The 24,911-nt window shown below is 66.5% G+C and carries 26 protein-coding genes and 2 pseudogenes; 15 read left to right on the top strand and 13 right to left on the bottom strand.

Annotation, left to right across the window (positions count from 1 at the left end; translation table 11 throughout):
• Window positions 1-37 precede the first annotated feature (37 nt).
• On the top strand, window positions 38-454 hold the full coding sequence (locus MBENS4_RS12440) for a hypothetical protein (protein ID WP_199904375.1): 417 nt from the start codon (window positions 38-40) through the stop codon (window positions 452-454).
• Here the strand turns inward: MBENS4_RS12440 and MBENS4_RS12435 are convergent.
• Genes MBENS4_RS12435 through MBENS4_RS12425 form a run of 3 tightly spaced genes read right to left on the bottom strand, consistent with a single transcriptional unit; the run spans window position 394 to window position 3,189 of the window.
• Entirely contained in the window at window positions 394-1,689 is a 1,296-nt protein-coding gene (locus MBENS4_RS12435; protein WP_084592067.1) for an MFS transporter, read from the bottom strand. The genes MBENS4_RS12440 and MBENS4_RS12435 overlap by 61 nt on opposite strands.
• Window positions 1,686-2,597, bottom strand: a complete 912-nt coding sequence (locus MBENS4_RS12430; RefSeq protein WP_052322243.1) for a hypothetical protein — start codon at window positions 2,595-2,597, stop codon at window positions 1,686-1,688. Before MBENS4_RS12430 ends, MBENS4_RS12435 begins: the two co-directional genes overlap by 4 nt.
• Window positions 2,572-3,189, bottom strand: coding sequence for a nuclear transport factor 2 family protein (locus MBENS4_RS12425; protein ID WP_039391082.1), 618 nt, complete (start codon window positions 3,187-3,189; stop codon window positions 2,572-2,574). The genes MBENS4_RS12430 and MBENS4_RS12425 overlap by 26 nt, the downstream gene beginning before the upstream one ends.
• 182 nt (window positions 3,190-3,371) lie before the next feature.
• On the opposite strand from MBENS4_RS12425, the gene MBENS4_RS12420 reads away from it, so the two are divergent.
• The 4 genes from MBENS4_RS12420 (at window position 3,372) to MBENS4_RS12405 (ending at window position 7,338) form a co-directional block, all read left to right on the top strand.
• Complete coding sequence (locus tag MBENS4_RS12420; RefSeq protein ID WP_039391080.1) at window positions 3,372-4,844, top strand: aldehyde dehydrogenase; 1,473 nt, start codon at window positions 3,372-3,374, stop codon at window positions 4,842-4,844.
• Window positions 4,841-5,278: a nuclear transport factor 2 family protein gene (locus MBENS4_RS12415; RefSeq protein WP_242404886.1), complete on the top strand. Its 438-nt coding sequence runs from the start codon at window positions 4,841-4,843 to the stop codon at window positions 5,276-5,278. The genes MBENS4_RS12420 and MBENS4_RS12415 overlap by 4 nt, the downstream gene beginning before the upstream one ends.
• 156 nt (window positions 5,279-5,434) lie before the next feature.
• Window positions 5,435-6,214 carry an SDR family NAD(P)-dependent oxidoreductase gene (locus MBENS4_RS12410; RefSeq protein ID WP_039391078.1) on the top strand — a complete coding sequence of 260 codons (780 nt, stop codon included), beginning with the start codon at window positions 5,435-5,437 and terminating at the stop codon, window positions 6,212-6,214.
• 137 nt (window positions 6,215-6,351) lie between these two features.
• Window positions 6,352-7,338 (top strand): GGDEF domain-containing protein, encoded by a 987-nt coding sequence (locus tag MBENS4_RS12405; protein ID WP_052322242.1) that lies wholly within the window; start codon window positions 6,352-6,354, stop codon window positions 7,336-7,338.
• Here the strand turns inward: MBENS4_RS12405 and MBENS4_RS12400 are convergent.
• From MBENS4_RS12400 to MBENS4_RS12380, 5 genes are read right to left on the bottom strand one after another with little or no spacing between them, the layout of a single operon-like run.
• A complete protein-coding gene (locus tag MBENS4_RS12400) occupies window positions 7,304-7,810 on the bottom strand; it encodes a nuclear transport factor 2 family protein (protein ID WP_039391077.1) in 507 nt (168 codons plus the stop codon). The genes MBENS4_RS12405 and MBENS4_RS12400 overlap by 35 nt on opposite strands.
• Entirely contained in the window at window positions 7,807-8,232 is a 426-nt protein-coding gene (locus tag MBENS4_RS12395; protein ID WP_052322241.1) for a nuclear transport factor 2 family protein, read from the bottom strand. The genes MBENS4_RS12400 and MBENS4_RS12395 overlap by 4 nt, the downstream gene beginning before the upstream one ends.
• An 8-nt stretch (window positions 8,233-8,240) precedes the next feature.
• Window positions 8,241-8,768, bottom strand: coding sequence for a DUF3237 domain-containing protein (locus MBENS4_RS12390; protein WP_039392330.1), 528 nt, complete (start codon window positions 8,766-8,768; stop codon window positions 8,241-8,243).
• 7 nt (window positions 8,769-8,775) lie between these two features.
• Window positions 8,776-9,537, bottom strand: coding sequence for an SDR family NAD(P)-dependent oxidoreductase (locus tag MBENS4_RS12385; protein WP_039391076.1), 762 nt, complete (start codon window positions 9,535-9,537; stop codon window positions 8,776-8,778).
• A gap of 1 nt (window position 9,538) precedes the next feature.
• Window positions 9,539-9,955 carry a nuclear transport factor 2 family protein gene (locus tag MBENS4_RS12380; protein ID WP_242404885.1) on the bottom strand — a complete coding sequence of 139 codons (417 nt, stop codon included), beginning with the start codon at window positions 9,953-9,955 and terminating at the stop codon, window positions 9,539-9,541.
• Between the two features lie 112 nt (window positions 9,956-10,067).
• On the opposite strand from MBENS4_RS12380, the gene MBENS4_RS12375 reads away from it, so the two are divergent.
• The 3 genes from MBENS4_RS12375 (at window position 10,068) to MBENS4_RS27195 (ending at window position 12,001) form a co-directional block, all read left to right on the top strand.
• On the top strand, window positions 10,068-10,463 hold the full coding sequence (locus MBENS4_RS12375; protein WP_039391074.1) for a nuclear transport factor 2 family protein: 396 nt from the start codon (window positions 10,068-10,070) through the stop codon (window positions 10,461-10,463).
• Window positions 10,464-10,655: 192 nt separating this feature from the next.
• The gene (locus MBENS4_RS27200; protein ID WP_039391073.1) at window positions 10,656-11,675 is read left to right on the top strand and encodes a S41 family peptidase; all 1,020 of its coding nucleotides are present in this window, start codon (window positions 10,656-10,658) and stop codon (window positions 11,673-11,675) included.
• Window positions 11,675-12,001: a S41 family peptidase gene (locus MBENS4_RS27195; RefSeq protein ID WP_039391072.1), complete on the top strand. Its 327-nt coding sequence runs from the start codon at window positions 11,675-11,677 to the stop codon at window positions 11,999-12,001. Before MBENS4_RS27200 ends, MBENS4_RS27195 begins: the two co-directional genes overlap by 1 nt.
• On the opposite strand, the gene MBENS4_RS24150 is transcribed toward MBENS4_RS27195, so the two are convergent.
• Entirely contained in the window at window positions 11,989-12,405 is a 417-nt protein-coding gene (locus MBENS4_RS24150; RefSeq protein ID WP_052322240.1) for an FAD-linked oxidase C-terminal domain-containing protein, read from the bottom strand. The genes MBENS4_RS27195 and MBENS4_RS24150 overlap by 13 nt on opposite strands.
• Before the next feature lie 631 nt (window positions 12,406-13,036).
• Window positions 13,037-13,423 (bottom strand): annotated as a pseudogene (locus MBENS4_RS27610) (FAD-binding oxidoreductase); the annotation flags it as partial.
• 237 nt (window positions 13,424-13,660) lie between these two features.
• On the opposite strand from MBENS4_RS27610, the gene MBENS4_RS12355 reads away from it, so the two are divergent.
• The 3 genes from MBENS4_RS12355 (at window position 13,661) to MBENS4_RS12345 (ending at window position 16,660) form a co-directional block, all read left to right on the top strand.
• Window positions 13,661-14,188 (top strand): MarR family winged helix-turn-helix transcriptional regulator, encoded by a 528-nt coding sequence (locus MBENS4_RS12355; protein WP_242404884.1) that lies wholly within the window; start codon window positions 13,661-13,663, stop codon window positions 14,186-14,188.
• A gap of 258 nt (window positions 14,189-14,446) precedes the next feature.
• Complete coding sequence (locus tag MBENS4_RS12350; protein WP_052322238.1) at window positions 14,447-15,616, top strand: multidrug effflux MFS transporter; 1,170 nt, start codon at window positions 14,447-14,449, stop codon at window positions 15,614-15,616.
• Window positions 15,617-15,817: 201 nt separating this feature from the next.
• The gene (locus MBENS4_RS12345) at window positions 15,818-16,660 is read left to right on the top strand and encodes a p-hydroxycinnamoyl CoA hydratase/lyase (RefSeq protein WP_039391071.1); all 843 of its coding nucleotides are present in this window, start codon (window positions 15,818-15,820) and stop codon (window positions 16,658-16,660) included.
• 208 nt (window positions 16,661-16,868) lie between these two features.
• Here the strand turns inward: MBENS4_RS12345 and MBENS4_RS12340 are convergent, their stop codons facing one another.
• Complete coding sequence (locus MBENS4_RS12340; protein WP_052322376.1) at window positions 16,869-19,013, bottom strand: acetate--CoA ligase family protein; 2,145 nt, start codon at window positions 19,011-19,013, stop codon at window positions 16,869-16,871.
• Window positions 19,014-19,146: 133 nt separating this feature from the next.
• Window positions 19,147-19,575, bottom strand: a complete 429-nt coding sequence (locus tag MBENS4_RS12335; RefSeq protein ID WP_039391070.1) for a MarR family winged helix-turn-helix transcriptional regulator — start codon at window positions 19,573-19,575, stop codon at window positions 19,147-19,149.
• Between the two features lie 140 nt (window positions 19,576-19,715).
• On the opposite strand from MBENS4_RS12335, the gene MBENS4_RS12330 reads away from it, so the two are divergent.
• Window positions 19,716-21,140 (top strand): aldehyde dehydrogenase family protein, encoded by a 1,425-nt coding sequence (locus MBENS4_RS12330; RefSeq protein ID WP_039391069.1) that lies wholly within the window; start codon window positions 19,716-19,718, stop codon window positions 21,138-21,140.
• 174 nt (window positions 21,141-21,314) lie between these two features.
• Here the strand turns inward: MBENS4_RS12330 and MBENS4_RS12325 are convergent, their stop codons facing one another.
• Window positions 21,315-22,436, bottom strand: a complete 1,122-nt coding sequence (locus MBENS4_RS12325; RefSeq protein ID WP_039391068.1) for an NAD(P)-dependent alcohol dehydrogenase — start codon at window positions 22,434-22,436, stop codon at window positions 21,315-21,317.
• 137 nt (window positions 22,437-22,573) lie between these two features.
• Here MBENS4_RS12325 and MBENS4_RS12320 point away from each other — a divergent pair.
• From MBENS4_RS12320 to MBENS4_RS12310, 3 genes and pseudogenes are all read left to right on the top strand, one after another.
• Window positions 22,574-23,715: pseudogene (locus MBENS4_RS12320) on the top strand (cobalamin-independent methionine synthase II family protein).
• Entirely contained in the window at window positions 23,712-24,113 is a 402-nt protein-coding gene (locus MBENS4_RS12315) for a nuclear transport factor 2 family protein (protein WP_039391067.1), read from the top strand. Before MBENS4_RS12320 ends, MBENS4_RS12315 begins: the two are co-directional and overlap by 4 nt.
• Before the next feature lie 28 nt (window positions 24,114-24,141).
• Window positions 24,142-24,897: an IclR family transcriptional regulator gene (locus MBENS4_RS12310; RefSeq protein ID WP_039391065.1), complete on the top strand. Its 756-nt coding sequence runs from the start codon at window positions 24,142-24,144 to the stop codon at window positions 24,895-24,897.
• Window positions 24,898-24,911 lie beyond the last annotated feature (14 nt).

The following is a 24,911-nucleotide window of genomic DNA, read 5'->3' as shown; positions in this document are numbered from 1 at the left end:
CCTTTCCGGCACGTTTCCAGGACGAGAGGACGACACGATGCGCGCGCTCTATCACACCAGCCGCTGGATCTTCGGATTGTGGTACCTGTTCTCGGGGGTGGAGTACTTCACCCCCTTCGAAATCCAGCCGCTCGGCAATACGCCGCTGGGCCAGGAATTCACGCTGGCGCTCATCCACTCCGGGCTCTTCGCCTGGATCAAGGTGGCCGAGATCGCGATTGCCGTCCTCGTCCTTGCCGACCGCATGATGCCGCTCGTTGCGGCCGCAGCCGTGCCGCTGACGGTCGTCATCGCCTACTGGAACTTCGCGCTGGAATGGGGCGTCGTCGAAGTCGTCTTCGGCGCGCTGACGATCCTCTTCAACGCGGTCCTGCTCTGGCCCTATCGGGCCTATTACCGACCCACGCTCACCGCCTGGCGCGGGGAACGGGATTTCTCGCTTTCACTCGACTGAGGCGCGGGACGCGCGGCCCGTCGCACGACGGGCAGCAGCATCGTGAGGCCCAGGCACAAGGCCACCGGCAGCGCGGCAAAGGCGAAGAACAGCGCAGCCCCTACATCTCCCTCGATGACCGCAGCGCCCAGCAAGGGGCCGCCGATGGCGCCGATCCGAGCCACCGCCACGGCAAGGCCAATGAGGCTGGAGAGCAGGCGCGGCGGGACGAGCCCCGAGGCCACCGCCAGGATCGCGACGTGCACGCCCGAGATGCCGCCACCTGCGATCAGCAGGAGGATACCCCAGCCCAGCCGCGTGGGCGGGACGAGGCCAAAGGCCAGCAGCGCCAGCCCTATCGCGCCGTAGCTTGTCGCCAGCACCACCGTCACCCGCCCCCCGTCAAGCATGCGGGCGAGCAAGAGCCCGATGACCATGCCTCCGAATTGCAGGAGCGAAACCGCATGGGCCGCCGTCTCCAGCGTGAAACCAGCGTTCGGCAGGACCGTGGGGACCCAGGAATTGATATAGTAGAGCGCCGCGGCGTTGACCCCGTAGAGCACGCATATAAGCGCGGTGACGTAGAAGATGGGCCGATGCAGCAACTGCACCAGTGGCGCTCCTGAACCTGCCCCCTCCTCGACATCACCCGCGACCGCCGGGGATTCGGACAAGGCCATCCAGAGGAGGCCCAGAAGCAGCAAAGTCACAAGCCCCGGAAGGATGAAGATCGCCTGCCACCCGAACGCAGCGACCAGCGGCGAGACCACCAGACCCGATCCCGCCGCGCCGAGTGGAATGGCCATCGAGACAATCGTCATCGTGCTCGCCCGCCGACCGGGTAGCGCCAGTTCCGCGCTGAGCGCGGTGACGTTGGGCAGGCACGCGCCGAGGGCAAGGCCGGTGAGAAGCCGCCAGGCGGTAAACGCCTCGACGCTCTGACCCGTGGCCGTCCCGAAAGTCGCCAGCGCCAGCACAGGCAGGACGAGGAGGATCACACGCCGCCGCCCGAACCGATCGCCCAGCGGCGCAAGCCCCACCGCGCCAAGCCCCAGCCCCAGCAGAACGGCGGAAAGCGCGAGACCAAAGGTCTCGGGCGCATGGCCATAGGCCTGAACCAGGTGTGGCACGGCCAGCGGCATCGCGGTCAGGTCATAGCCGTCGAGCAGCATGACCGCGCCGCACAGGATCAGCGAGGTCCAGCGCGCGCGAGCAGAAAGCGCGGGCGCTGCATCCGGCAGGACGGTCGCGCTCATCGCCCCTGCCCCTGCGCGTCCCAGGGCGAGGGCATGTGGTAGGGCACGGTGATGAAGTTCGCCTCGACCTGGCGGATCGCGCCAGCCTCGATCTTGAAGACTTCGGAGAGATAGAACGTGTGCGGGCGGCGGATATGCGATTCCACCTCGGTCCCGTCGGTCAGGGTATAGCGCTCCAGCACGCCGCGATGGTCGATGAAGCCATGGGCCATGACCAGCCCGCGTTCCACGTCGACAAGCGGGAAGCGGCGCGCGCGCAGGCGATCGTCGTAACGGTACCAGCCGAGGCGAAACTGCGCCTCGCAGCCCAGCTTCGCAATGGGCAGCATGAAGGCCGGGTTGTTGGTCGTCTGTGTCCCGTTCTCGACCCTCTGGCAGTCCGGGTGAAAGGCGGTGAAGAGCTGCCCGTCGTTCTGCTCCAGTGTCGCGAAGTAGCCGTTGGCCAATGTCAGCAGCCGTTCGCGGGTCATCCGCTCGGCCTCGGGCACAAAGGCGTCCATGACCGGCTTGGCCTCGAACCTGGGATCGGGGAAATGCAGGGCCTCGTCGCGTTGGCGCACGACGATCATTTCGGCCTCGCAGACCTCGCCCGCCCCGCTCACGCCAAGGCGCAGCGCGGCGGCGGATTCGTCGCCGCTCTCGATCACCGTCGTGAACAGGCCGATCTGCCCCGTCTCGGGATCGCAGAAGCGAAAGTCGTAGGTACCCCGGCCGGTGATCGTCGCCCACAGCCCATCGCCCGGAAGCAGCGCGACGTTGTTCTCGGTGTGAAGGACATCGCGCGCCCAGGAGACCTGCGTCGGATCACGCGCGTCAAGGGCGGCCAGATAGCGGTCGAGCACGGCGTAGAGCGCGGCGCGATCAAGCCTGACGACAGGCCGCTCACGCCCCCGTCTCCACCGCCCCATCTCCGTAATGAAAGGGCGGCACGAAGACCTCAGGAAAGGCTTCGTACTCGACCGTCGGGGGCAGATCGGGCTTCAGCCCGTCGATCTTGCGCAGAAGCGGGATGCCGCCCTCGTTCAGGCCCTTGTCGTACTCGCAATAGAAGGTGATGAAGCCATGGAGCGAGGCGATGCGCCAGGCCCCGTCCTCGCGCACGTAGCTGTTTTCATACGTCGCCTCGCCCCAGCGCGCGATCCCGCCCAGCCAGGCGATCTGGATGAAGGTGCGCCAGCGCGCCTTTGCCGTATCTCCCTCGACGTGGATCACGGGCTGGAGCTGCATGTGGTTGAACAATGCGCCGCGCTCGTAGGGCGGCAAGGCATGCAGGTAAGCCCGCACCCGCTCACGCCCGACATAGACGCCGCGCCCTGCAATCTCGAGCGTACCCTCGCGGGCGAACAGGTCCGCCGCCTTGTCCCACAGCCCCTTGTCGACATAGTATCCGTACATCGCCTGGAGGTTGGCGATCTCGGTCCAGTCGCGCGCGGCGCGTGCTTCTTCGCGCAGCTGCGCCACTTCGGCCCGCAACTGGGCAATTGCCGGATCCTGATCCATGCAGCCTCTCTCCTCTCCCGAGCCCTCTTCCCGCGGCCGGAGAAACCAGATCGGCTCCCCTGAAACGCGTTTTGGGCGTTGCGCACCATCGTAACGTTCGTTATCGTTTTGGCAAGAGACGCGCACCCTCCGGCATCATTGCCGGATCGCAAGCCGTGCGCACATGGAAGAGGACACCTGCAATGACCCCTGAAGGCGTGGATATCCGCAACCCCGAGAAACTCTACATCGGTGGCAGCTGGATCGAATCAACCGGCACACAGCGCTTCGAACTCGTCTCGCCCAACAGCGAAGAGGTGATCGGCGTGGTTGCCGACGCCACCGCCGCGGACATGGACAAGGCCGTTGCCGCCGCGCGCGAGGCTTTCGACACCGGCCCCTGGCCGCAGATGAGCCCGGCCGAGCGCGGAGCAGCCGTCCTGCGCTGGGCCGAGGAACTGGAGAAGCGCGAAGCGGAACTGTGCGCCTGCTGGACCGCGCAGGTCGGCGGCCTTTCCAGCTTTGCCCCGCAGATGCACGGCGGTGCGACCGCCACGATCAAGTTCATCGCATCGCTGGGCAAGGACTTCGAGTTCGTCGTGCGCCGCCCCAGCCAGATGGTCGACACCGCGCTTGTCGCCTACGAGCCGGTTGGCGTTGCCGCCTGCATCGCGCCCTGGAACGCGCCTTACGGCATTCTTTCCAGCAAGGTCGCCTACGCGCTGGTTGCCGGCTGCACGGTCATCATGAAGCCCTCGCCCGAAACCCCGCTCGAAGCCTATATCATGGCCGAGGCGGCGGACGCGGCCGGCATTCCGGCGGGCGTCGTCAACCTGGTGTGCGGCGGGCGCGACGCGTCCGACCACCTCGTCAACAACCCCGGCATCGACAAGGTCAGTTTCACTGGCTCGACCATCGCGGGCAAGCGTATCGGCGAGGTCTGCGCGGGCCGCGTCGCGCGCTGCACGCTCGAACTGGGCGGCAAGTCGGCCGCCATCGTGCGCGACGACTTCCCGATCGAGGCCGCCGCCGCGATCCTGGGCAACACCATCACCGTGATGAGCGGGCAGGTCTGCGCCATGCTGAGCCGCGCCATTATCACCAAAGCGCGCCACGACGAACTGGCCGACGCCATCGCCAAGGTCATGCAGGGCGTGAAAATCGGGGCCAGCACCGCGCCCGATACCCAGCTTGGTCCCCTTGCCATGAAGCGCCAGCTCGAACGCGTCGAGGACTACATCGCCATCGGCAAGGCCGAAGGCGCCGACCTCATCACCGGCGGCAACCGCCCGACCACGATGAACAAGGGCTACTTCCTCGAGCCCACCCTCTTTGCCAACGTCGACAACACGAGCCGCATTGCGCAGGAAGAGATCTTCGGCCCGGTCCTCAGCCTCATCCCGGCCGAGGACGAAGAGGACGCGATCCGCATCGCCAATGAAAGCGCCTTCGGCCTCAACGGCTCGGTCCTGACCAACGACCACGAAGCGGCCTACCGCATCGGGCGCAAGGTGCGTGCGGGTGGTTTCGGCCAGAACGGCATGCGCCTCGAATTCGGCCTGCCCTTCGGCGGGTTCAAGCAGTCGGGCATCGGCCGCGAGGGCGGCGTGGAAGGTCTCTGCTCCTTCCTCGAGAGCAAGACGATGCTGCTCGACGGCATGCCCTCGCAGCTGTGAGCGCTTCGGCCGCGGCGATGCCGTTGTGCGAAGCGGACTACATTCGGTACGTGGAGGCCTTCAACGCGCGCGACTACGCCGCGTTGGAGACCTTCTTCACCGACGACTTCGTGCTGGAAAACGCAGGCTTTGCGGTGCGCGGCAAGCCCGCGTTCCGCGCGTTCTACGCCTTCTTCCACGAGTACTGCCGTGAAACGGTCGACTTCCGCGGGTTCTATCCCGGCGCCGAGGGCTTCGTCGGCCATGTCGTCATCACCTTCGAGGGGCTGAAGGACCTCTCCCAGAAGGTGCTGGAGGCGCGTGGATTTTCCGGCATGTCGCTGGTCCCTAAGGGGGCGCGGGTCGAGGTCGAGTTCCTGATCCTCTACAAGGTCGACGCGGCCGGCCTCATCCACCACATCAAGGGCGCGGTCTGGGAGCCGGAACGCCCCTGAGCCGAGACCGATGCCCTGCGCCTGCGCCTTGCAGGGCGGACGCTCCATGACCACATCCTGCCGCGACAGGCTCCATCCAGGGGCTTGGCGCGGCTTTGTTTTCCCGCACACCAGGGCCGTCACGACCACCCCGAAGAAGCGGGAAAGGAGCGCGACATGGCCCGCATTTTCGTCACCGGATCAACGCAGGGGATCGGTCGCAACGCCATCCAGACACTGATCGGCAACGGACACGATGTCATCCTCCATGCCCGCTCGAAAGAGCGTATCAACGCCTTTGGCGCGCTCGCCGACGTCAATACGGTCCTGACCGGCGATCTTGCCAGCCTCGAGGAGGTCCGCGCACTTGCCCGGGCGCTCAACGAAACGGGCCCTGTCGACGCGATCATTCACAACGCCGGGGTCATCGACTCGACGCGTGAGGTAACCCGCGAGGGCCTCCTGCGCGTCCTGATGGTGAACGCGATCGCCCCCTACATGCTCAGCCTGCTCGCCGAACGCCCTGCGCGCCTGATCTTCACCGGCAGCTCGATGCACTATGGCCACGAGGAAGCGCTCGACGACATGGACTGGCGCGAACGCCGCTGGTCGGGCCCGAGCGCTTATGGCGAGAGCAAGATGCTGCTGACGGCCATGGCCAACGGCCTTGCCCGCCATCTTCCCGACATCGCGTGCCACACCGTCGATCCGGGCTGGGTGCCCACCCGCATGGGCGGCGAATCGGCCAGCGATCCCTTGGACGAAGCCCACCTCACCCAGTGCTGGCTTGCAACATGCCTGGACGGCGAGGCGGGAACCAGCGGAGGCTACTGGCACCACATGGAGCGCCGCGAGCCCGATCCCAAGACACTCGACACGAAGGTCCAGGACGCCGTCCTCACGCGCTTCGCCGCGCTATCGGGCGTCGCCATGCCCGCCGCTGCGTCGCGCCCATGACTGCCCCCTTTTCTAGTTAACGCGAGATGCTTATAGGAGTGACTCAGATACTTCGCGAAGCCAAGACCTTAGCCCGTCCTTAAGTATTCCAGGATACTTAACGCACCTCCACCACTCCTACGGTATTCGACCTCTCATTGGCCCAGGCTGTCCCTCCCTTTTCCATCTCGCGGGCCGCCTTCGAGGCGATCACCCGCAGGGATTCGTGTGCGTCCGAGGGCGACACGCAGAGTGACGGCACGCCCGTAGCGATCGGAGCCTTTTCGTGCGATCTGAGCGATCAGAGCCTGCGCTGGAACGAAGCGACTTTCGAGCTTTTCGGGTTCGCCCCTGGCGAGAAGGTCGACCGGCGCGAGGTGCTCGACATGTATGCCCCCGAATCGCGCCGCCTCCTTGAGGTGCGGCGCGCGCAGGCCATCGAAGTGCTCGGGGCCTTTTCTCTGGAGGCGCAGATATATACCGCCGAGGGCGAGGAGCGCTGGCTGCGCATCCATGCCCATGTCGAATCGCGCAATGGCCAGGCCCTGCGGCTGCACGGCACCAAGCAGGACATCACCCACGAGCGGCTCCATTTGCGCAAGCTGGAAGAACTCGCCTTCACCGATCCGGTCTCCGGGCTAGGCAACCGCGCGCTGTTCCACGCCGCCTTTCTTCAAGCGCCCCACGCGCCTTCCTCGCCAGCCTCCCGCAACATGGCCTCGGCCGGCGCACTGGTGCTGTTCGACTTCGACCACTTCAAGGCCGTCAACGACGCCTTCGGCCACATCGCAGGGGATGCCTGCCTTGCGCGCTTCGGTGCGCACTTGCGCAGCGCCTTTCCCGAAGCCCTGCTGCTCGCCCGCATCGGGGGCGACGAGTTCGCCATGGTGCTTGCGCAGAACCAGGACGAGGACCAGTTGCAGCAGCGCCTGAACGCTGCCCTGCACATGCTCGCCACGCCGTTCAACTGGGAAGGAACGTCCCTCTCGATCCGCGCCTCGTTCGGTCTCGCCCTGCCCCGCGCCGGAGAGCCGTCGTCTCCGAACGAGCTCTTCCGCCGGGCCGATGCGGACCTCTACCGCTCGAAGGAGCGCCGCACGCCGCGCGCGTCTAGTCCAGACGTTGCGAGTTGGGATCGGTCCTGAGCATCGCCGCACTCCTGATCGCCGGGTCCCAGTGCTCGGCTATCCGGCCATCCTGAATACGGAACAGATCGAACCAGCTGGTGTGGTAGGTCTCTCCATCCTCACCCGTTTCGGTGCGCACGAAGGCCATCGTCACCATGTCCCGCTCCGCCACGATGGAGACCAGCGGCAGCTCGATGGTGGGCCGGACCTCGCGCGCCGGGCGCGAACCGCGGATGAAGCTTTCCAGCGCGGCGCGCCCGCTGACGACGTTGGGATTGTGCTGGATATAGCTTTCGGCGATGAATTCGTGCGCGCGGTCGGCATGGCCGCCCTGCAGCACGATGCGGTACATGTCGTAGCAAAGCCGCTTGTTCGCCGCGAGAACGGGATCTGCGCTGGCGAGCAGCTGTGCATGGTCGGCCGCCACCATCGGCGGGGTCTGCCCCTCGGGCACACTCGCGCCGGGGACCAGCTGTGTGGCCATGTTCATGAGCGCTCTCCCGGCTGTTCCTCGGCCCAGGAGCGCGCCCATTTGCGGGTGTCGTCCCAGTGTTCGACGATGAGACCATCCTCCAGCCGGTACATGTCGAAGGCGTGCCCGGGGTAGGTCTGCCCTGGCCGCGCGGGATCGGGCTGGTCCTGGTTCCAGATCACCACGACCGTGTCGTCCTGCGCCACCGTGCGCACCAGGTGCTTGGTTGCTGGCGGCACGAAGCCCTCGGGCGGATTGCGGATAAGATCGGTCAGGTGCAGCAGTTGCTCGCGCCCCGAAGGCAGGTTCACCGCATGCTGCACGTAGTCCGGGTGGATATAGCGCAGCACGGCCTCGCGGCTCCCCTCGCGGATCACGCCCTGCCACATGTCGAGAACAATGCGCGTGTTGCGCTGCTGGAGCGTCTCAGCTTCGGCCATGACGCACCTCAGGTCAGCGCGTAATAGCGCAGCAGGTTACCGTCCGCGCGCCGCTCGCCCACGCCGATGAAGACGTGCTTGGTCAACCAGTCGTGCTTGCCCACCGGGCATTCGAAACTGGGGTTGCCGCGTAGGTAGTATTCCTGCTGCTCGACCGGTTCGCCCCCCTTGAAGGCCCAGTCGCGCAGGCGCTCCATCGTGCCGGGCTTGCGCCCCCACAGGAAGCCCCGGTTGTTGAGCAGGATCAGCGTCCCATCGTCCTCCTCCAGCATGTAGCGCGCGTCGAACACGGCCACATCGTCGGGCCGGAAGGTGGCGTAGTCACCACCCGAGCCCGGCACGGCTTTGCCTTTGAGGTGCGGCCCCTCGAACGTCCCGCCATCGACATAGACCGCGCTGCGGTTGCCCCCCATCGGGGTGTTGGCGATCATCTGCACGCGCGGGAAGGTCAGGCGCACTTCCATCGCGAATTCGAGGCGCGGGTTGTCGAGCGTCGAGAAAGGCCCGGCAAAGGGCGTGGTGTCGTTGTGGGTCATGCCATCCTCATCCGATTTCCAGCGCGCCGCCATCGACCATCAGGTTGGCCGCGGTCACGAAACTTGCCTCGTTGGAGGCGAGAAAGAGCACCGCATCGGCCACTTCCTTCGCCGCGCCCATGCGCTTCATCGGCACGGCCGCGATCATCTGTTCGCGCATCGCCTCGACCGCCGCCTCGTCCATGCCGGGATTGCGGTAGAGGAGCGGCGTCTCGATGGGGCCCGGGCTCACCATGTTGACCCGGATCCCGCGCGCGACATACTCGCCGGCGAACTGGCGCATGGCGAGCGCAAGGCCCGCCTTGGCCGCGCCATAGGCCGCGTTGCCGGGCACGAAGGCATGGCCGCCGATAGATCCGGTGACGACAATCGCGCCCCCTTCGCCCATGAGCCGCACCGCCTTCTGCATGGCAAAGACACAGCCCCTGAGGTTGATCGAATGGACCTGGTCCCAGTATTCGCTTGTCATGTCCTCGATCAGCGAAAAGCCGCCCATCCCGGCGTTGACCATGAGGACGTCGATGCCACCCTCCTCGGCCGCCACCGTCTCGTAGAAGGCGTCCATCGCGGCAAGGTCGGAGATGTCGACCGCGTTGCCCTTCGCCCCGGGAATCGAGGCGACGGCGCTGGCGATGGTCTGCGGGTCCCGGCCAGTGAGGCGCACGCCCGCGCCTTCCTCGGCAAATCCTTGTGCGCAGGCCAGGCCGATGCCGCTGTTGCCGCCCAGGACAACCACCCGCTTGCCGGTGAAGCGATCCGCGCGCGCCATCTCAGAACGGTCCGATCGGGTTGGGACTGTCCGCCGGGACTTCCATCATCACGTCCCAGTGCTCGACCACCATCGTGTTCTCGAGCCGGAAGATATCCATGATCGCGTAGCCCGTATCCCCCGGCCAGCGGCGCAGGTGGTAGTGCGCGATGACATGGTCGCCATCGGCAAAGATGCGCTTGATGTCATGGCACGGCTCGGGCGAATGGACCTTGGCCTCGCGCAGGAACTGCTTGAGCGGTTCGGTGCCCTGCCCCACCATCTGGTTGTGCTGGATGTAGTCGGGCACGATGAACCGGTCGACCGCATCGGGATCGAGCGCGTCGAGCACCTCGCGGATCATCGTGCGTACGTGGTCGATGTTCGCCTGTTCCTGCGCGGTATAGACGCGCGTCTCGGGCTCTGTCGTCGGGTGCAAGCTCTCTCTCCCTTCGCTGCATCGGGGCAGTCGTTGCGCACAATCGTAACGCTCGTTATCAATATGTGCAAGGCGGAGCGACACGCCATTTCGACGAGAGAGGAGCTGCCCGATGACCCGCGAGGACTACGACCGCTACGCCGCGGCCTTCAACGCGCGCGACTACGATGCCGTCTACGATTTCTACGCGCCCGGCGCGCACCTCACCTTCTTCGGCGTCGACCTCGCCACGCGTGAGGCGTTCCGCGACTTCTACGGCTTCCTGCACGACCACGTGGAGGAAACGCTGACCATTGAACGCTTTGCCGCCAGCGACGAACTCGTTGCCCTCGAAGGCGTGATCCGCATCGAGGCGCGCAAGGACCTGACCGCAGAAGCGCTCGCCGCGCAGGGGCTCGACCAGTTCTTCCCGATCCGCAAGGGCGAGGTGCAGGAACTTCGCCAGTACATCCATTACCACGTGACGAATGGCCTGTTCACGGGCGTCTCGTGCGCGCTGATGGATTGAGCCCCCATCGATCCCGGTCGGCCATCCATCGAGCGCGCGCTTGAGCGCGGCAGGTCGCGCGCTAGCATGTCGCACATGATCCGAGTTCCTGCCGCGGCGCTCCTGGCCGCCACCTGCCTCAGCGCGCCCCTGTCCGCCCAAGCCCAAGCCGCGCAATCCAAAGCGCCGCGCCCGTGGGAGGAGGCTGGTCCTGTGCAGAGCATCGCGCGCAGCGATGGCTCCACTGATCCCGCCGTGCGCGGCATCTGGCGTTCGCGCGGGTATGGCTGGCTGCTCGAGATCGACGAGGCTGGCGTCATCCGGCACCAGGAGGGAACGACCTGCTATCGCCCGCCCTTGGCGCGGGGCACGCAAAGCGAGATGGACAGCGCGCGCTACCGCTATTTCCGCGCGCTTCCCGGCAGCAAAGCCGCGATCTTCCAGTTGCTGGAGGGGGACACCAACGTCGTCTTCGACCGCCTCCCCGCCTTGCCCGCAGCCTGCAGCGCGCCGACCGATCGCACGCCCGGCGCCGTAGCCGCGGCCTTTCTCGACCATTTCGAACGCCACTACGCCTTTTTCGACAGACGCCCTCCCGGGTTTGCGGCGCGCCGCGCGGCGCTGCGCGCGAAGATGCATCCTGGCATGGACGAGGCCCAGTTGTGGGACGCACTTGCCGCCTTCATGGAAGGGCTCTCCGACAGCCACACCAAGCTGCTGGGTGAAGTCGACGGAGAACGCCGCCGCGTGCAGGACGGCCAGGGCGAGACCCTCCCGCGCATCCGTGCCCGCGAGGGTGGCGAACCCGCCTGGCTCGGCGCGCTCATCGCGCAGACCACCGCGAAGCTGGGTAAAAGCGCGCGCACGGCCGGAGGCGGGCGCATCGTGTGGGGCGTGATCGACGGGCGCGTGGGCTATCTGCAGGTCTTCGTCATGGGCGGGTTCACCGAGCGCAGCGACTTTGCCACTCCCGAATGGGCCGAGGCGGAAATGGCGGCATTCCAGGATGCACTCGAACAGGCCATGTCCGACTTTGCCGGGCTCGACGGCGTGATCGTCGATCTTTCCAACAACCGGGGCGGATGGGACCAGATCGCCAAGGCCCAGCCCGCCCGCTTCCTCGACACCGTGCAGACGGGCTTTACCACCCGCGCCCGCGGATCAGGCTTGCTCCGTTCCCTCATACCATCACGCCCGCCACGGGTGCGCGTTTCGCAGGGCCGGTCTACGTGATGACGAGCGATGTGACGGTCAGCGGCGGCGAACTCGCCACGCTCGCCTTTCGCCAGAACCCGCACGTAACGCAGGTCGGCACCCGCACGCGCGGCGCCTTCTCCACGCCTCTTGCCAAGCCGCTTCCCAACGGCTGGCTGCTGGAACTCGCGAACGAGACCTTCGCCGCGCCCGATGGCACGGTCTACGAGGAGACCGGCCTTGCGCCGGAGATCGAACTGGAGATCTACCCCGAAGAGGCCCCCGTCGCCGGCCACTGGAACTCGGTCGAGACGGTCGCCGCGATGGTCCCCCGCGCCGAGGCTCTCCCCGCTCAGGCCCGGTAGCGCGCAGGCCAGATCCCCTGCTTGCCCGGCGCCAGGATGCCATGGGGATCGAGCGCATCCTTGAGCACGCCGTTGAGGCGCCCCATCGCGCCCACCCCGGAGGCGTCCGCGCCGTAGTTCTGGGTTGCCGCCACCGTGTCCATGGCATCGATATGGGTGCGGTACTCGCCATAGCCATGCTTCGCCGCGTCTGCGATCAGCGTGTCCATCAACTGGGGCACCGCGCGCGCCATCTGCGCGTTGTCGCGGTCGTAAAGGATCTCGTTGATATTGATGATCGCCCGCGCGCCTACCGAAAAGGCCCCGTAATAGTCGATGCCCGCCGCCTCGAAGCGGGCCCGCGTGCTTTGGAACTGCGTTTGCGCGCGCGCGCCATCGGCAGGCAGGATCGGGGAGAAACCCAAGGTGCCCCCCGCGCCCGCCGTACCAGTCGATCATAGCCATGTCGCGTGTGGAGGGAATGCCCGCATGGCTCGCGCCAAAGTCGTCGCCCTGGCGCCACAGCCGGGGCTCCGGACGCTGGCCCAACTGCGCCGCGAGCGCGTCGGCGACAACCTCGAACTTGGCCCGGATCACCTTTTCGGGCCCATAGAAGTTGAGCTGCGAATTCCACCAGCCGATGCCCAGCTGGCTGCGGATGCTTGCCCCCACGTCCTCGGGCAGAAGGCCCTCGCCCTCGTACCATTGCGCGCGGGGCCCCACGAACGAGGCAATGCCGACATAGCTGACCCAGGCCGGGTCGTGATCGATCAGCCCGCGCTGGCGCAGCGGATAGAGCGCATCGACTCCACGTGCGAGATCGCTGGCGTCGGGCAGCGCATAGTCCACGGACAGTGTCGCCTCGGGCGCGGGCATGAGCCACAGGCCAAGGCGCGTCACGATCCCGAAGTTCGACTGGCAGAACATCTGGTCCCAGGCCGGGCCGTAGGTGTCGCGCGACAGGTGCCAGGTCGCCGAGCCCTCCATGGCCCCGGTGCCCGTGCGCACCAGCGATCCGTCTGGGAGCATCACCTCCAGACCGCAGATCTGCGCGCCATGATCGCCGTAGGGCTGCGGCCCCTTGCCGCGTTCGAGCGCATTGCCCGCCACGCTCCCCCAGGCATTGCCCGGCACCGAGAGCCAGAGCGGATGCCCGCGCCTGGAGAGTTCGTCGTAGAGATCGTAGAAGCCCACCCCCGGCTCGACCACGCAGACGCCGCGCTTCTCGTCGATCTCGTGAATGCGCCGGAGCCCGGAAAGGTCGACCACCACCGCCCCCGCCTGGACCGGTGCAGCGCCGCCATAGCCGAAGTTCTTGCCGCGCGAGATCGGCCAGAGCGGGACCTTGTGCACGTTGGCGGCCAGCACCACTTCGCGCAGTTCCTCGACCGAGCGCGGGGCCACCGCGCCCGAAGGTTCATGGCGGGCAAGATCGAAGCCCATCTGATCGCTGTAGGCCTGCCGGTCCTCCTCGCCCGCATGGACGCGGTCGGAACCGATAACCTGCGCAACCGTTTTCAGGAACGCGGCGACCTCGTGCCTATTTACATTCACTCGGCTGTGCTCCACGGAAATTTCACTCCTCATCCCTCCGGCGATAAGTAACATTCGTGATTATCTTGACAACCAGCAAAGCTCCTGCCCAAATGTCCGCCAATGGCTGACACCGATCAGGAATCCTTGGAAGATGGAGCTGACAGCGGCGCGCTGGAGGCGATGGAAACATCGAGCCCACACGCGGAGATTCTTCATCGCCTGCTCAAGCTGTCAAATCGGTTGATGACACCGTTCTCGGTCAACCTGGAGCACCAGTACAAGATCAGCATCAACGAGTTTCGCATGCTCATGCTGATCGGGCGCTACCCGCATTCGGCCAGCCACGAACTGGCCGAACGTACCGGCGTCAACGCAATGAGCGTCTCGCGCGCGGTCTCTGCTCTGGAGAAGCATGGCCGCGTCAAGGTTGAGCGGGACGAGACGAATCGCCGCCGCAAGCGGCTTACACTGACCGAGGAAGGCGAACGCCTCTACACGATCATGCGCCCACAGACCGAGCGCGTGGCCGACTATCTCCTGTCCGATCTGAAGCCCCACGAAGTGGCGATGTTCGACCACATCCTGAGCACGCTGATCACGACCCTGGAAGCCACCGACGCGCAAGGGCAATCGCTCTTCCTCGAGCGCACCCGCCCCACCGACGAGGCCTGATCGCCGGGCACCGCAGGGCCTTGCCAGGCAGGTAGCGCGCCTCCTCCATTCCGCTCCCCCCCATGCGCCGCCGCGTCATCGTGGCTGCGAAGCGTGCACGTGCGCCTTGCCTCGTTGGCCCCACATACTATAACGTTCGTTATTATGATGATCGACGCGCGCACGCACCGAACGGCCGGGACGACGGCCATATGACCTCCCCCATCCCCCCAGAACCCAGCCGCCCCGGCGAGTGGAAAACCCACGCTCGGCTTCGGCATCGCGCTCGGCTTCCTGTCCGCCCTCGGCCCCTTCGCCATCGACCTCTATCTCCCGGCCATGCCGGAGATGGCGGGCGCGCTTCGGGGCAACGAGAACGCGGTGCAGCGCACGCTCTCGGCCTTCTTCTTCGGCCTCGCCTTTGCCCAGATTCCGATCGGCGCGCTGGCGGATCGCTTCGGACGCCGCACGCCGCTGATCTTCGGCCTTGCACTCTTCATACTCGCCTCCTTCGCCTGCAGCCTCGCCACGAGCCTCGATCAGCTCGTGGCGCTGCGCTTCGTGCAGGGCATGGGCGCCTGTGCCGGCACCAGCAGCGCGCGCGCAATCATCCGCGACCTGCACCGCGGGCACCACGCGGCACGGCTGATGGCCTTCACCTTCCTCATCATCGGCATCTCGCCCATGCTGGCGCCGCTCCTGGGAAGCGGCCTCCTCCAGTTCGTGTCCTGGCGCGGGCTCTTCGTGATCCTCTCGGGCGCAGGTCTGCTCGCCGCGATCTGCGTGGTCCTGTTCCTGCCCGAAACGCTGGCGCCCGAGAACCGCGCGCCCGACTGGAGCGGCCTCCCCCGTGCTCTCGCCGCGCTGCTTGGCAACGGGCGGTTCGTCGGCTGGGCCGTGGTCGCGGGTCTTGCCACCACGGTCCCCTTCGCCTTCGTGACCGCCGCCCCGTTTGTCTACTCGGGCGTCTATGGCCTCGCTCCTGTCTGGTTCAGCGTGTTGCTCGCGGTGAATGCAGGCATGTCGATCATTGCCACCCAGATCGCCCCGCACCTGCTCAAGCGCCTGGGGGCCAGCCGCCTTGCCCTGCGCGCCGCGCTGGGAGCGCTGGCCATCACCGCCGCACTTGGACTTGCCTCGACGCTTCTGCCCGGCCGCGTGCCGCTCGCCGGGTTTCAGCTTTTCTCTGTGCTGCTCTTCATGGTCGCAGGGCTCGTCCTGACCCCGGCGGCGACGAGCGCTCTCGATTCGGTGCGCGAAGGCATTGGCGCGGCGGCCGGGCTCCTGGGCACGATCCAGCTCGCCGTCACCGCCCTCGCCAGCGCGGCGGTCACCCTCTGGCCACCGGTATCGCTCCAGCCGCTGACGCTCGTTCTCGGGTCCGCATTCGCGCTGATGCTGGTGATCGTCCTTGCCATTTCGCGCAGCGCCGCTCCCGAGCAGGGCTGACAACAAACCCCGACACGGAAGAGGAAATCCATGTTCACCCACGTCTGTTTCGGCAGCAACGACCTTGCCTAGTCAAGGCGTTCTATCACGCGTCCCATGACGCACGGTGATGGTTTCGCTTGATCCCAGCTTCCGATATTGTATCCTGAGGATACATAAAAACGTCAGGCCGGGAGAGCCTGCAAGGAAAGGAAGACAAGGATGAGTGAAGAGCAAGCCGAGACCGTCACCTACACGGTCGAGAACGGCGTCGCCTGGGTCTATTTCTCGCGTCCGGCCAAGCGCAACGCGATGAGCCCCAAGCTCAACCGCCGCATGATGGAAGTGCTCGACGAGCTGGAATACCGCGACGACGTGGGCGCTCTTGTGCTCGGCGGCGAAGGCACGGCCTGGTCGGCGGGCATGGATCTCAAGGAATACTTCCGCGAGACCGAGGCCAACGGCCTTCGCGGCATTCGCAAGTCGCAGTCGGAAAGCTACGGCTGGTTCCGCCGCCTGCGCTGGTACCAGAAGCCCACCATCGCGATGGTCAACGGCTGGTGCTTTGGCGGCGGGTTCGGTCCGCTCTTCGCCTGCGATCTCGCGATCTGCTCGGACGATGCCAAGTTCGGCCTGTCCGAGATCAACTGGGGCATCCTGCCCGGCGGCGGCGTGACCAAGGTCGTGGTCGACCTCCTGCCGATGCGCGATGCCATGTGGCTGACGCTGACCGGGGACCTCATCGACGGCAAGCAGGCCAGCGCGATGCGCCTCGTCAATGAGAGCGTGCCCGCCGACCAGCTCAAGGCCCGCACCGCCGAGATCGCCAACATGATGCTGGAGAAGAACCCGGTCACGCTCAAGTTCGCCAAGGACGCCGTGCGCCGCGTGGGCCTGATGACCTACGACGAGGCCGAGGATTACCTCGTGCGCATGCAGGAAGCCTGCAACTTCCACGACAAGACCGAAGGCCGGAAGGAAGGCATCCGCCAGTTCATCGACGAGAAGAGCTACAAGCCGGGCCTGGGCGCCTACGACAAGGACCGCGCCAAGGCCGACAGCTGACGGCCTCCTGCAATAACGGAAAAGCCGCTCTCCCTATGGGAGGGCGGCTTTTTCGTTTGTAGGCAAGAAGAAGAGATTCAAGGGGCCATCGCCCCTTGACCCCAAAATGGGCAACGTCACCTTTCGCAGCCACCGCAGTGCGCGCAACGTGAGGGCGACAAGTTTGGGGAGCCCGAGGGCGATGGCCCTCGGAATCTCTCTTCTCTTCTTACCCTGAAATCAGCGCATCAAGCGCCAGCGCCCCTTCCCCTTCGGGCAGCACCAAGACCGGGTTGAGATCGAGCTCGCCGATCTCGGGGGTGCCCCGCACGACAGCGCCCAGCGCTTCGACCGTGGCCGCAAGTGCGTCGAGGTCGGCCATGGGCGCTCCGCGGAAGCCTTCCAGGAGCGGCGCCATGCGCAGTGTGCGGATCTTCGCCTTGATCTCCTCGCGCGTGAGATCCGGCGCGAGCAGCACCGCATCGTGCAGCAGTTCGGCCGCCACGCCGCCAAAGCCGACGAGAAGCACCGGCCCCCAGCTGGGATCGCGCTTGGCGCCCACGATCATCTCCACCCCGCGCGGCCCCATACCCTCAACGAGCAAGCCATCGAGTTTCAGACCGGGACGGGCCTTGGCGACATCGCCCTGCATCTTGCTCCAGGCCGCTTCCAGCGCATCGCCATCGGCAATGTTGATGATGACGCCGCCCGCATCGCTCTTGTGGCTGAGCGCGGCGGCCTGCGCCTTCAGCACGACCGGGTAGCCGATCCGCTCGGCGATGGCGCGCGCCTCGGCCGCGCTCGTCGCCAGTTCGCCGGGCGAGAAGAGCACGCCGTGGGGCGCGAGAAGCGCCTTGGCGCGGTATTCCGGGATCACCTCGCCCGGCGCCGGGCCGTCGATGCGGATGGGAGCCGGTGCGCTTCCGCTGCGCACGCCGGTGCGGCTGTGGGCCAGCCGCGCGAGCGCCTTGAGCGCGCGTTCGGGGGTCGGGAAGTAGGGGACACCGAGCTTGCGCAGCGCTGCGATATCGTCGTCAAGGACGCCGCCGCCCTCGTCGACACCCGCCACCACGACCGGCTTGGCCCCGCCCAGTTCGCCCACGGCCTGCGCCACGGCGGCGAACTTGATGTGGCTGGTGTGGGTATCGGTCTGGATCAGCGGCACGAGGATCGTGTCGATCCGGTCATCGCTGCCAAGCGCGGCCAGCGTGCGGTTGTAGAGCGTGGAATCGACAAGCCCCTGCGCCGTGATGTCGAGCGGATTGCTGACCGGCACGAAGACGGGAAGCGCCTCGCGCAGCGCCGGACTGTCCGCGTCCGTCAACTTGGGCAGCGGCAGGCTGAGCTTTTCCGCCCCGTCGAGCATCATCGCCTTGAGCGCGCCCGATTCCGAGACCACGGCAAGGTCGGGGCCCGGAAGCGACGGGCAGCGCAGCGCGATCTCGGCCACGTCGCCCAGTTCCTCCAGGCCTTCGACCATGATGACGCCCGCATGGGTGACCAGGGTCTCCATCACCGCATGGTCGCCCGCCATCGCCCCGGTGTGGGTAGCCGCGCTCTCGCGCCCGGCCTCGCTCGAACCGGGGTGCAGCAGGACGACGGTCTTGCCCTTGGCCCGCGCGCGTTCGACGGCTTCCAGGTGCTCCATGGGCTTGCGGAAATGCTCGACGATCATGGCGATGACCGCGGTATCCTCATCGCCCGCGAGATAGTCGAGATAGTCCTCGACCCCGCTCGCGGCCTCGTTGCCGGTCGAGATATAGCAGGAGAGCGGCACGTCGCGCGCGATCATGGTGGTGGCCAGCACAGCGGCCATCGCGCCCGATTGCGAGACCACGCCCACCTTCTTCGCGCCCTTGGCGCGGGCGGGCGGCAGTTCCACGAACGTCAGCGCGACGTTGGCGTCGAAATTGACGAGGCCAAGGCAGTTGGGCCCTTCGATGACCATTCCCGCCTCGCGCGCCACGCGGGCCAGTTCTTCCTGCCGGGCGAGCCCTTCGGCGCCATCCTCGGCAAACCCGGCCGAGAAGATCACCGCCGAGCCGCAGCCCCGCTGCGCCAGCGCCTTCACCGCATCGAGCACCGCACCTTGCGGGATCGCGAGCACGGCGGCATCGATGCCCTCGGGCAAGGCCGAGACGTCGGGTACGCACGGGCGCCCGCCGATCTCTTCGCGCTTGGGATTGACGAGGTGGATATCGCCCGGAAAGTCCGCCTCGACCAGGTTCTTGAGGACAGACGCCCCCAGCGAGCCCAGACGGTCCGAGGCTCCGACGATGGCGACACTGCGCGGGTTGAGAAGGCGGTCGATCGCGGCTCTGGCGACACGATCCTGTACGGCGGCTTCCTGCACGGACACTCTCAGCTCTCCCATCTGGTTCACGCGCCGCACCATCGGCACGGCGCACGGCTTCCGGTCCTTTCCGGCAAGCCTCAGCTTTGTATCCTAGGGATACATAGCGCGCAAGCCGATTGCGCGGCCCCTTCCCCCTCGTGCACGTAACGAATTATGGCGCGCGCTGGTGCAGCCGCTGCAGCATTTCCAGGAGCGACTTGCGCTCCGCCACGCTCAGGACACCGAAGAAGCGCCGCTCATTCTCTTCCAACGCCACGTCGACATCGGCGGCAAACTGCTCGCCCTTGGAGGTCAGTTCCAGCGCATGCGCGCGCGGGTCCGCGCTGGGTGCCCGACGGATCAGGCCGCGTCCCTCGAGCAGGTCGACGATCTTCATCGCGCTCGACCGGTTGACGTTGAGCGCGCCGCCTAGCGCCGACTGCGAGCACCCCGGATTGGCCCGAATGAGCAGAAGCGCGGTCGCGCGCGCGGGCGTGATTTCAAGGTGCTCGAGCGCGGCACGCGCGGCTTCATGCGCCATCGGATGGACCAGTTGAACCTGGTATCCCAACTGCCCGGCAAGATCGCCTCCCACCTTCATTTCCCGTTCACCCCACACCTTGCCATCTTTGTATCCCAGGCGTACATAAAGCCGCGCCCGAGAGAAAGGGACTTCGCGTCAATGCGCCTGACAGCGGGAAAAATTCCCTGTAGCATCGACGCTAAACAAGGAGAGCGATCGTGAAAACCGATTTCAAGCTGCTGATCGACGGCAAACTCGTCGATGGCGTGTCTACGTTCGACGTCGTCAACCCGGCGACCGAAGAGTCCTTTGCCCAGTGCCCGCGCGCCAGCGAAGCCATGCTCGACGAAGCCGTGGCCGCAGCGAAGGCCGCCCAGCCAGCCTGGGCCGCGCTCAGCGCCGACGAGCGTCAGGCCTATCTCAACAAGCTGGCCGACGCGATGGAAGCGCGTCACGAGGAATTCGGCCGTCTCCTCACCACCGAACAGGGCAAGCCGCTCGACCAGGCGATGTACGAGATCGGCGGCAGCATCTACACCATCCGCGCCATTGCCGCGATGCGCCTGCCCGACCAGACCATGCGCGATGAAGGCGGCAACACCATCATCGAGCACCGCACGCCGCTGGGCGTGTGCGCCGCGATCACGCCCTGGAACTTCCCGGTGATCCTGCTCGTGGGCAAGATGGCGCCCTGCCTCATCACCGGCAACACGATGGTCGCCAAGCCCGCGCCGACGACCCCGCTCACCACGCTGCTCCTGGCCGAACTGGCCGCCGACATCCTGCCCGCGGGCGTCTTCAATGTCGTGTGCGACCAGAACGAGCTTGGCCCCAAGCTCACCGGCCACCCGGACATCGCCAAGGTCTCGTTCACCGGCTCGACCGCGACGGGCAAGAAGGTCATGGCGTCGGCCGCCGAAGGCGTGAAGCGCGTAACGCTCGAACTGGGCGGGAACGACGCCGCGATCGTGCTCGATGACGTCCCCGCCAAGGTCGCCGCCGAGAAGGTCTACAACGGCGCCATGGCGAACGCGGGCCAGATCTGCGTCGCGATCAAGCGCGCCTACGTGCCCACCGCGATGTACGATGAATTCTGCGCCGAGATCGCCAAGCTGACCAAGGCCGCCGTCGTCGACGACGGCTCCAAGCAGGGCGCGACCGTGGGCCCGGTCCAGAACAAGATGCAGTACGACAAGGTCCTCGCCATGATCGCGGATGCCAAGGCCAACGGCACCCTCATCGCCGAGGCCGCGAAGCCCGACAAGGCCGGCTACTTCATTGCGCCGACCGTCATCGGCGGCCTTTCCGATGATGCCCCGCTGGTGGCCGAGGAACAGTTCGGCCCGGTTCTCCCCGTCCTCACCTACGACGACATCGAGGACGTCATCCAGCGCGCGAACGACAGCCCGTTTGGCCTGGGCGGTACCGTCTGGGGCATGGACCAGCTGCGCGCGATGGACGTCGCCCGCCGCATCAATTCGGGGACGGTCTGGGTCAACCAGCACCTCGCCATCGACCCGAACATTCCGTTCCGTGGCTCCAAGCAGTCGGGCCTGGGCTCCGAGCACGGCACCGCCGGCCTCATGGAATACACCCAGGCGCACATCATCAATGCGGTGAGCCTCGAAGCCGAACCGGCCTGATCCACCGCCTTCACCAGTATGAAGAAAGGGCCGCCCCGGAAGGAGCGGCCCTTTCTCGTTCGCATTTGCGAAGAAGAGGAGCCCTCACCTTTCGCGCGCCACGTTAGTGGAGAATGGAGAGGTCGTCGATTCCGGGGTCCAAGGGGCGATGGCCCCTTGAATCGTCCCTTCCTCTTAGCTTTCTTCCGAAATCCGCAGCACCGGCTTGATGACCTCGCCGCTCTCGCTCGCCGCGATGGCCGCGTTGATATCCGCAAAAGCAAAGTGGCCGATCAGGCGGTCGAAGGGGAAGCGCCCCGCACGGTAGTGCTCCATCAGCTCGGGCAGGAAGGTCGCGATGTCGCTGTCGCCACCCAGGATTCCCATGACGCGGCGCCCGCCACCCATCAGCTCGGCCTCGTTGAGAGTAAGCGTATCGGCCGGGTCGGACGCACCGACCAGGCCCAGGATACCCATCGGCGCAAGCAGGTGGAATGCCCCTTCGATCAGCGTGTTCACGCCGGTCGTATCGAAGGCGTAGCCCAGCCCCTGCGGGCACAGTTCACGGATCTGCGCGGCCACGTCCTCGCGCCCGTTGATGGTGTGGGTCGCTCCGAGTTCACGCGCGATTTCGAGGCGGGAATCGTGGATGTCGATGGCGATGATGGGGTCCGCGCCTGCAATCTTGGCGGCCATGATCGCGGCCATGCCGACGGTTCCGGCCCCCCAGATGGCAATGGGCAGACCTTTGCGCACCTGCATCGAGCGCAGCACGGCACCCGCGCCCGTCATAAGGCCGCAGCCGATGGGGGCGAGCACGTCGAGCGGCACCTCGCCCATCGTCTCGGGCACCTTCACCACGTTGCGTTCGTGCGCAATGGCGTGGGTGGCAAAGCTCGACTGGCCGAAAAAGTTGCCGTGGAGCGGCTTGCCATCGCGGAACAGCGTGGGGCTGCCATCGGCGCGCGCGCCCGACCAGTTGTGCGGGAAGAAGTCGTAGCAATAGGTCGGCGCATCGACCGCGCAGCTGGGGCATTCGCCGCAGGAGTGGAAGCTCATCACCACCCGGTCTCCCGGCTTGGCGACGGTCACGCCCTCGCCCACGGCCTCGACGATGCCCGCGCCCTCGTGCCCGAGCACGATGGGCAGCGGCACCGGCAACTGGCGGTCGCGCACGGCAAGGTCGGTGTGGCAGATCCCGCAGGCGACGATGCGTACGCGCACTTCGTCGCTGCGCAGCGCATCCAGCGTCACATCCGCGAATTCGAACGCGCTACCTTCGCCGGTGCAGATCGCGGCCTTTGCCATTTCGGTCATGATTTCAATATCCTCTCGCAGTTTCCCGCCCTCACTGCGGCGGACATAGTATATTTCATGGATGCGAAGCTATACACATTTGTGAAAAAATGGCATGACCTCACAGGACCGAGAGGAGCCAACAAGGAGAGCCCCTGATGACGATCGACACGACCCACGTCGGCAGCCTGCCGCGCGGGAGCGAACTGACGCCGCTGCTGCTCGCCCGCGACAAGGGCGAGGCCTATGACGCTGCCGAATTCGACCGCGTGGTGCAAGCCGCCGTCGACGAAGGCGTCCGCAAGCAGGTCGAATGCGGCGTCACCATCGTCAGCGACGGGGAACTCGGCAAGGTCGGCTACTCGACCTACATGATCGAACGCCTGACCGGCTTTGGCGGACACATCGACCGCAAGCCCGCCGCCGACCTGGCCGCGCACCCGGACCTTTCCAAGAAGCTCTCCGCGATGATGGGCAGCCAGGAGTTCACCCGCGCCTCGTGCATCGGGCCGGTCCGGCTCAAGACGCTCGAGCCGCTGCACGAGGACATTCGCCGCTTCCGCAACGCGCTCGACAAGCACGGCAAGCCGGGCGTGCGCGGCTTCCTCAACGCGGCCTCGCCCGGGCTCGTCACCGCCTTCCAGGTCAACCGCCACTACCCCAGCCACGAGGCCTACCTCGCCGACCTCGTCGATGCGATGAAGCCCGAGTACGAGGCCATCGTCGCGGCCGGCTTCGACATCCAGCTCGATTGCCCCGACCTCGCGATGTCGCGCCACACCGGCTACCAGGACCAGGAGGAAGCCGAGTTCCTCAAGACCGCTGCGGCCAATGTCGAGGCGCTCAACGCGGCCACCGCCAACATCGCGCCCGAGCGCCTGCGCATGCACGTGTGCTGGGGCAACTACGAGGGCCCGCACGACTGCGACATCGACCTTTCCAAGATCATCGACACGGTAATCGCCGCACGCCCCGCGACGGTCCTGTTCGAGGCGGCCAACCCGCGCCACGAGCATGAGTGGAAGGTCTGGCGCAATGCCAAGCTGCCCGACTACAAGCTGCTCGCGCCCGGCCTCATCGACACCTGCTCCAACTACGTCGAGCACCCCGAGCTGATCGCCCAGCGCCTCGAGCGTTACATCGGCATCGTCGGCGTGGACCGCGTGGTCGCCAGTACCGACTGCGGCTTCGGCACCTTCGCGGGCTATGGCAAGATCGACCCGGACGGACCTGGAAGAAGCTGCGCGCGCTGCGTGAAGGCGCCGACATCGCCGAAGCCCGCGCCGGGGTGGCCGCATGAGCGCAGACCTCACGCCCGAAGCCGTGCGCGCGATCGAGCACGACTGCGCCAAGCTCGTCGCCCGCTACGCCAACCGCAACGACGCGGCGGACTGGGAGGCGGTGGTCGCGCTCTATGCAAAGGACGGGCGCATGGCGCGCCCCTCCGCTCCCGACGACTGGATCGAGGGGCAGGAGGCGATCCTTGCTGCCTTCACCGCGCGTGCCGCGCGCACCACGCGGCACGTGTGCTCCAACGTCGAAATCACCGTCCTTGATGCCGACACCGCCATTGGCGAGAGCGCGATGCTGCTCTTCACCGGCGAAAGCGTGCCCAAGGTCGGCTCGTTCGAGGATCGCTTCGTGCGCACGGCAGACGGCTGGAAGTTCGCCGAGCGCCGCGGCCTGATGACATTCTGAGATAACGCGAAGGAAAGGTAGACCCACAATGGCCACCACAGGGGGGACGGGCTCGGGCGGCGCCGTCAAGTCGGCCATGCGCACGCTCGACATCATCGAATATGTCGTGGCCCATCCCACCGGCGTCGTCGCCCAGGAAATCTCGCAGGCGCTCTCGATCCCCGTCAGCAGCCTGTCCTACCTCCTGGGCACGCTCGTCGACCGTCAGTACCTGGTGCGTGCAGGGCGCCTCTACCAGCCGGGCTGCGGGCTCGACCGCCTGCGGCTTGCTCCACAAGGGCTGCCGCTGGTCGAGCGTGTGCGCCCGCTGGTGCGTACCTTGCGCATGCGCCTGGATGAAACCTCCTCGTTCTTCGTGCGGCGCGACTGGCAGATCGAGGCGATCATCACCGAGACCGCCGAACACACGCTGCGCTATTCCATTGCGGTGGGCGCGCTGACGCCGATGCACTGCCTCGCGGCGGGCAAGGCGATCCTCGCCACGCTTTCCGAAGACGAACTTGCCGCCTATTTCGCCGGAACCCTGCGCGCGCAGTTCTCGGCCAACACGATCATCGACGAAGGCCAACTGCGTGAGGAACTGGCGCGCACCCGCGAACAGGGATTTGCCGTCACCCGCAACGAGTACACGCCAGGCATCTGCGGTATCGGACGGGTGCTGCGGGACGCAGGCCAGGTCGTCGGCTCACTCGCCGTCGCCATCCCCGTGGTGCGCTGCGACGCCAATGTCGAAGCGAGCGCGGGCGAAACGCTCAAGACCATCGCGGAGAGTTTCTCGGCGTGAAGTAGGCAGAAGAG

Origin of the sequence: Novosphingobium sp. MBES04, assembly GCF_000813185.1 — a bacterium.
In the GTDB taxonomy this organism is placed as follows: domain Bacteria; phylum Pseudomonadota; class Alphaproteobacteria; order Sphingomonadales; family Sphingomonadaceae; genus Novosphingobium; species Novosphingobium decolorationis.
Note: the sequence above shows the minus strand (reverse complement) of the source record. Positions and strands in the feature narration are given on the sequence as shown.

Coding starts and splice junctions, on each gene's coding strand:
- MBENS4_RS12425 (WP_039391082.1), bottom strand. CDS start 3,189: ATGGATCAGGATCCGGCAATTGCCCAGTTGCGGGCCGAAGTGGCGCAG.
- MBENS4_RS12335 (WP_039391070.1), bottom strand. CDS start 19,575: ATGAAGGTGGGAGGCGATCTTGCCGGGCAGTTGGGATACCAGGTTCAA.
- MBENS4_RS12410 (WP_039391078.1), top strand. CDS start 5,435: ATGGCCCGCATTTTCGTCACCGGATCAACGCAGGGGATCGGTCGCAAC.
- MBENS4_RS12435 (WP_084592067.1), bottom strand. CDS start 1,689: ATGAGCGCGACCGTCCTGCCGGATGCAGCGCCCGCGCTTTCTGCTCGC.
- MBENS4_RS12390 (WP_039392330.1), bottom strand. CDS start 8,768: ATGACCCACAACGACACCACGCCCTTTGCCGGGCCTTTCTCGACGCTC.
- MBENS4_RS12375 (WP_039391074.1), top strand. CDS start 10,068: ATGACCCGCGAGGACTACGACCGCTACGCCGCGGCCTTCAACGCGCGC.
- MBENS4_RS12325 (WP_039391068.1), bottom strand. CDS start 22,436: ATGACCGAAATGGCAAAGGCCGCGATCTGCACCGGCGAAGGTAGCGCG.
- MBENS4_RS12420 (WP_039391080.1), top strand. CDS start 3,372: ATGACCCCTGAAGGCGTGGATATCCGCAACCCCGAGAAACTCTACATC.
- MBENS4_RS12430 (WP_052322243.1), bottom strand. CDS start 2,597: ATGGGGCGGTGGAGACGGGGGCGTGAGCGGCCTGTCGTCAGGCTTGAT.
- MBENS4_RS27195 (WP_039391072.1), top strand. CDS start 11,675: ATGACGAGCGATGTGACGGTCAGCGGCGGCGAACTCGCCACGCTCGCC.
- MBENS4_RS12310 (WP_039391065.1), top strand. CDS start 24,142: ATGGCCACCACAGGGGGGACGGGCTCGGGCGGCGCCGTCAAGTCGGCC.
- MBENS4_RS12400 (WP_039391077.1), bottom strand. CDS start 7,810: ATGAACATGGCCACACAGCTGGTCCCCGGCGCGAGTGTGCCCGAGGGG.
- MBENS4_RS12345 (WP_039391071.1), top strand. CDS start 15,818: ATGAGTGAAGAGCAAGCCGAGACCGTCACCTACACGGTCGAGAACGGC.
- MBENS4_RS12395 (WP_052322241.1), bottom strand. CDS start 8,232: ATGGCCGAAGCTGAGACGCTCCAGCAGCGCAACACGCGCATTGTTCTC.
- MBENS4_RS12385 (WP_039391076.1), bottom strand. CDS start 9,537: ATGGCGCGCGCGGATCGCTTCACCGGCAAGCGGGTGGTTGTCCTGGGC.
- MBENS4_RS12440 (WP_199904375.1), top strand. CDS start 38: ATGCGCGCGCTCTATCACACCAGCCGCTGGATCTTCGGATTGTGGTAC.
- MBENS4_RS12315 (WP_039391067.1), top strand. CDS start 23,712: ATGAGCGCAGACCTCACGCCCGAAGCCGTGCGCGCGATCGAGCACGAC.
- MBENS4_RS12340 (WP_052322376.1), bottom strand. CDS start 19,013: ATGGGAGAGCTGAGAGTGTCCGTGCAGGAAGCCGCCGTACAGGATCGT.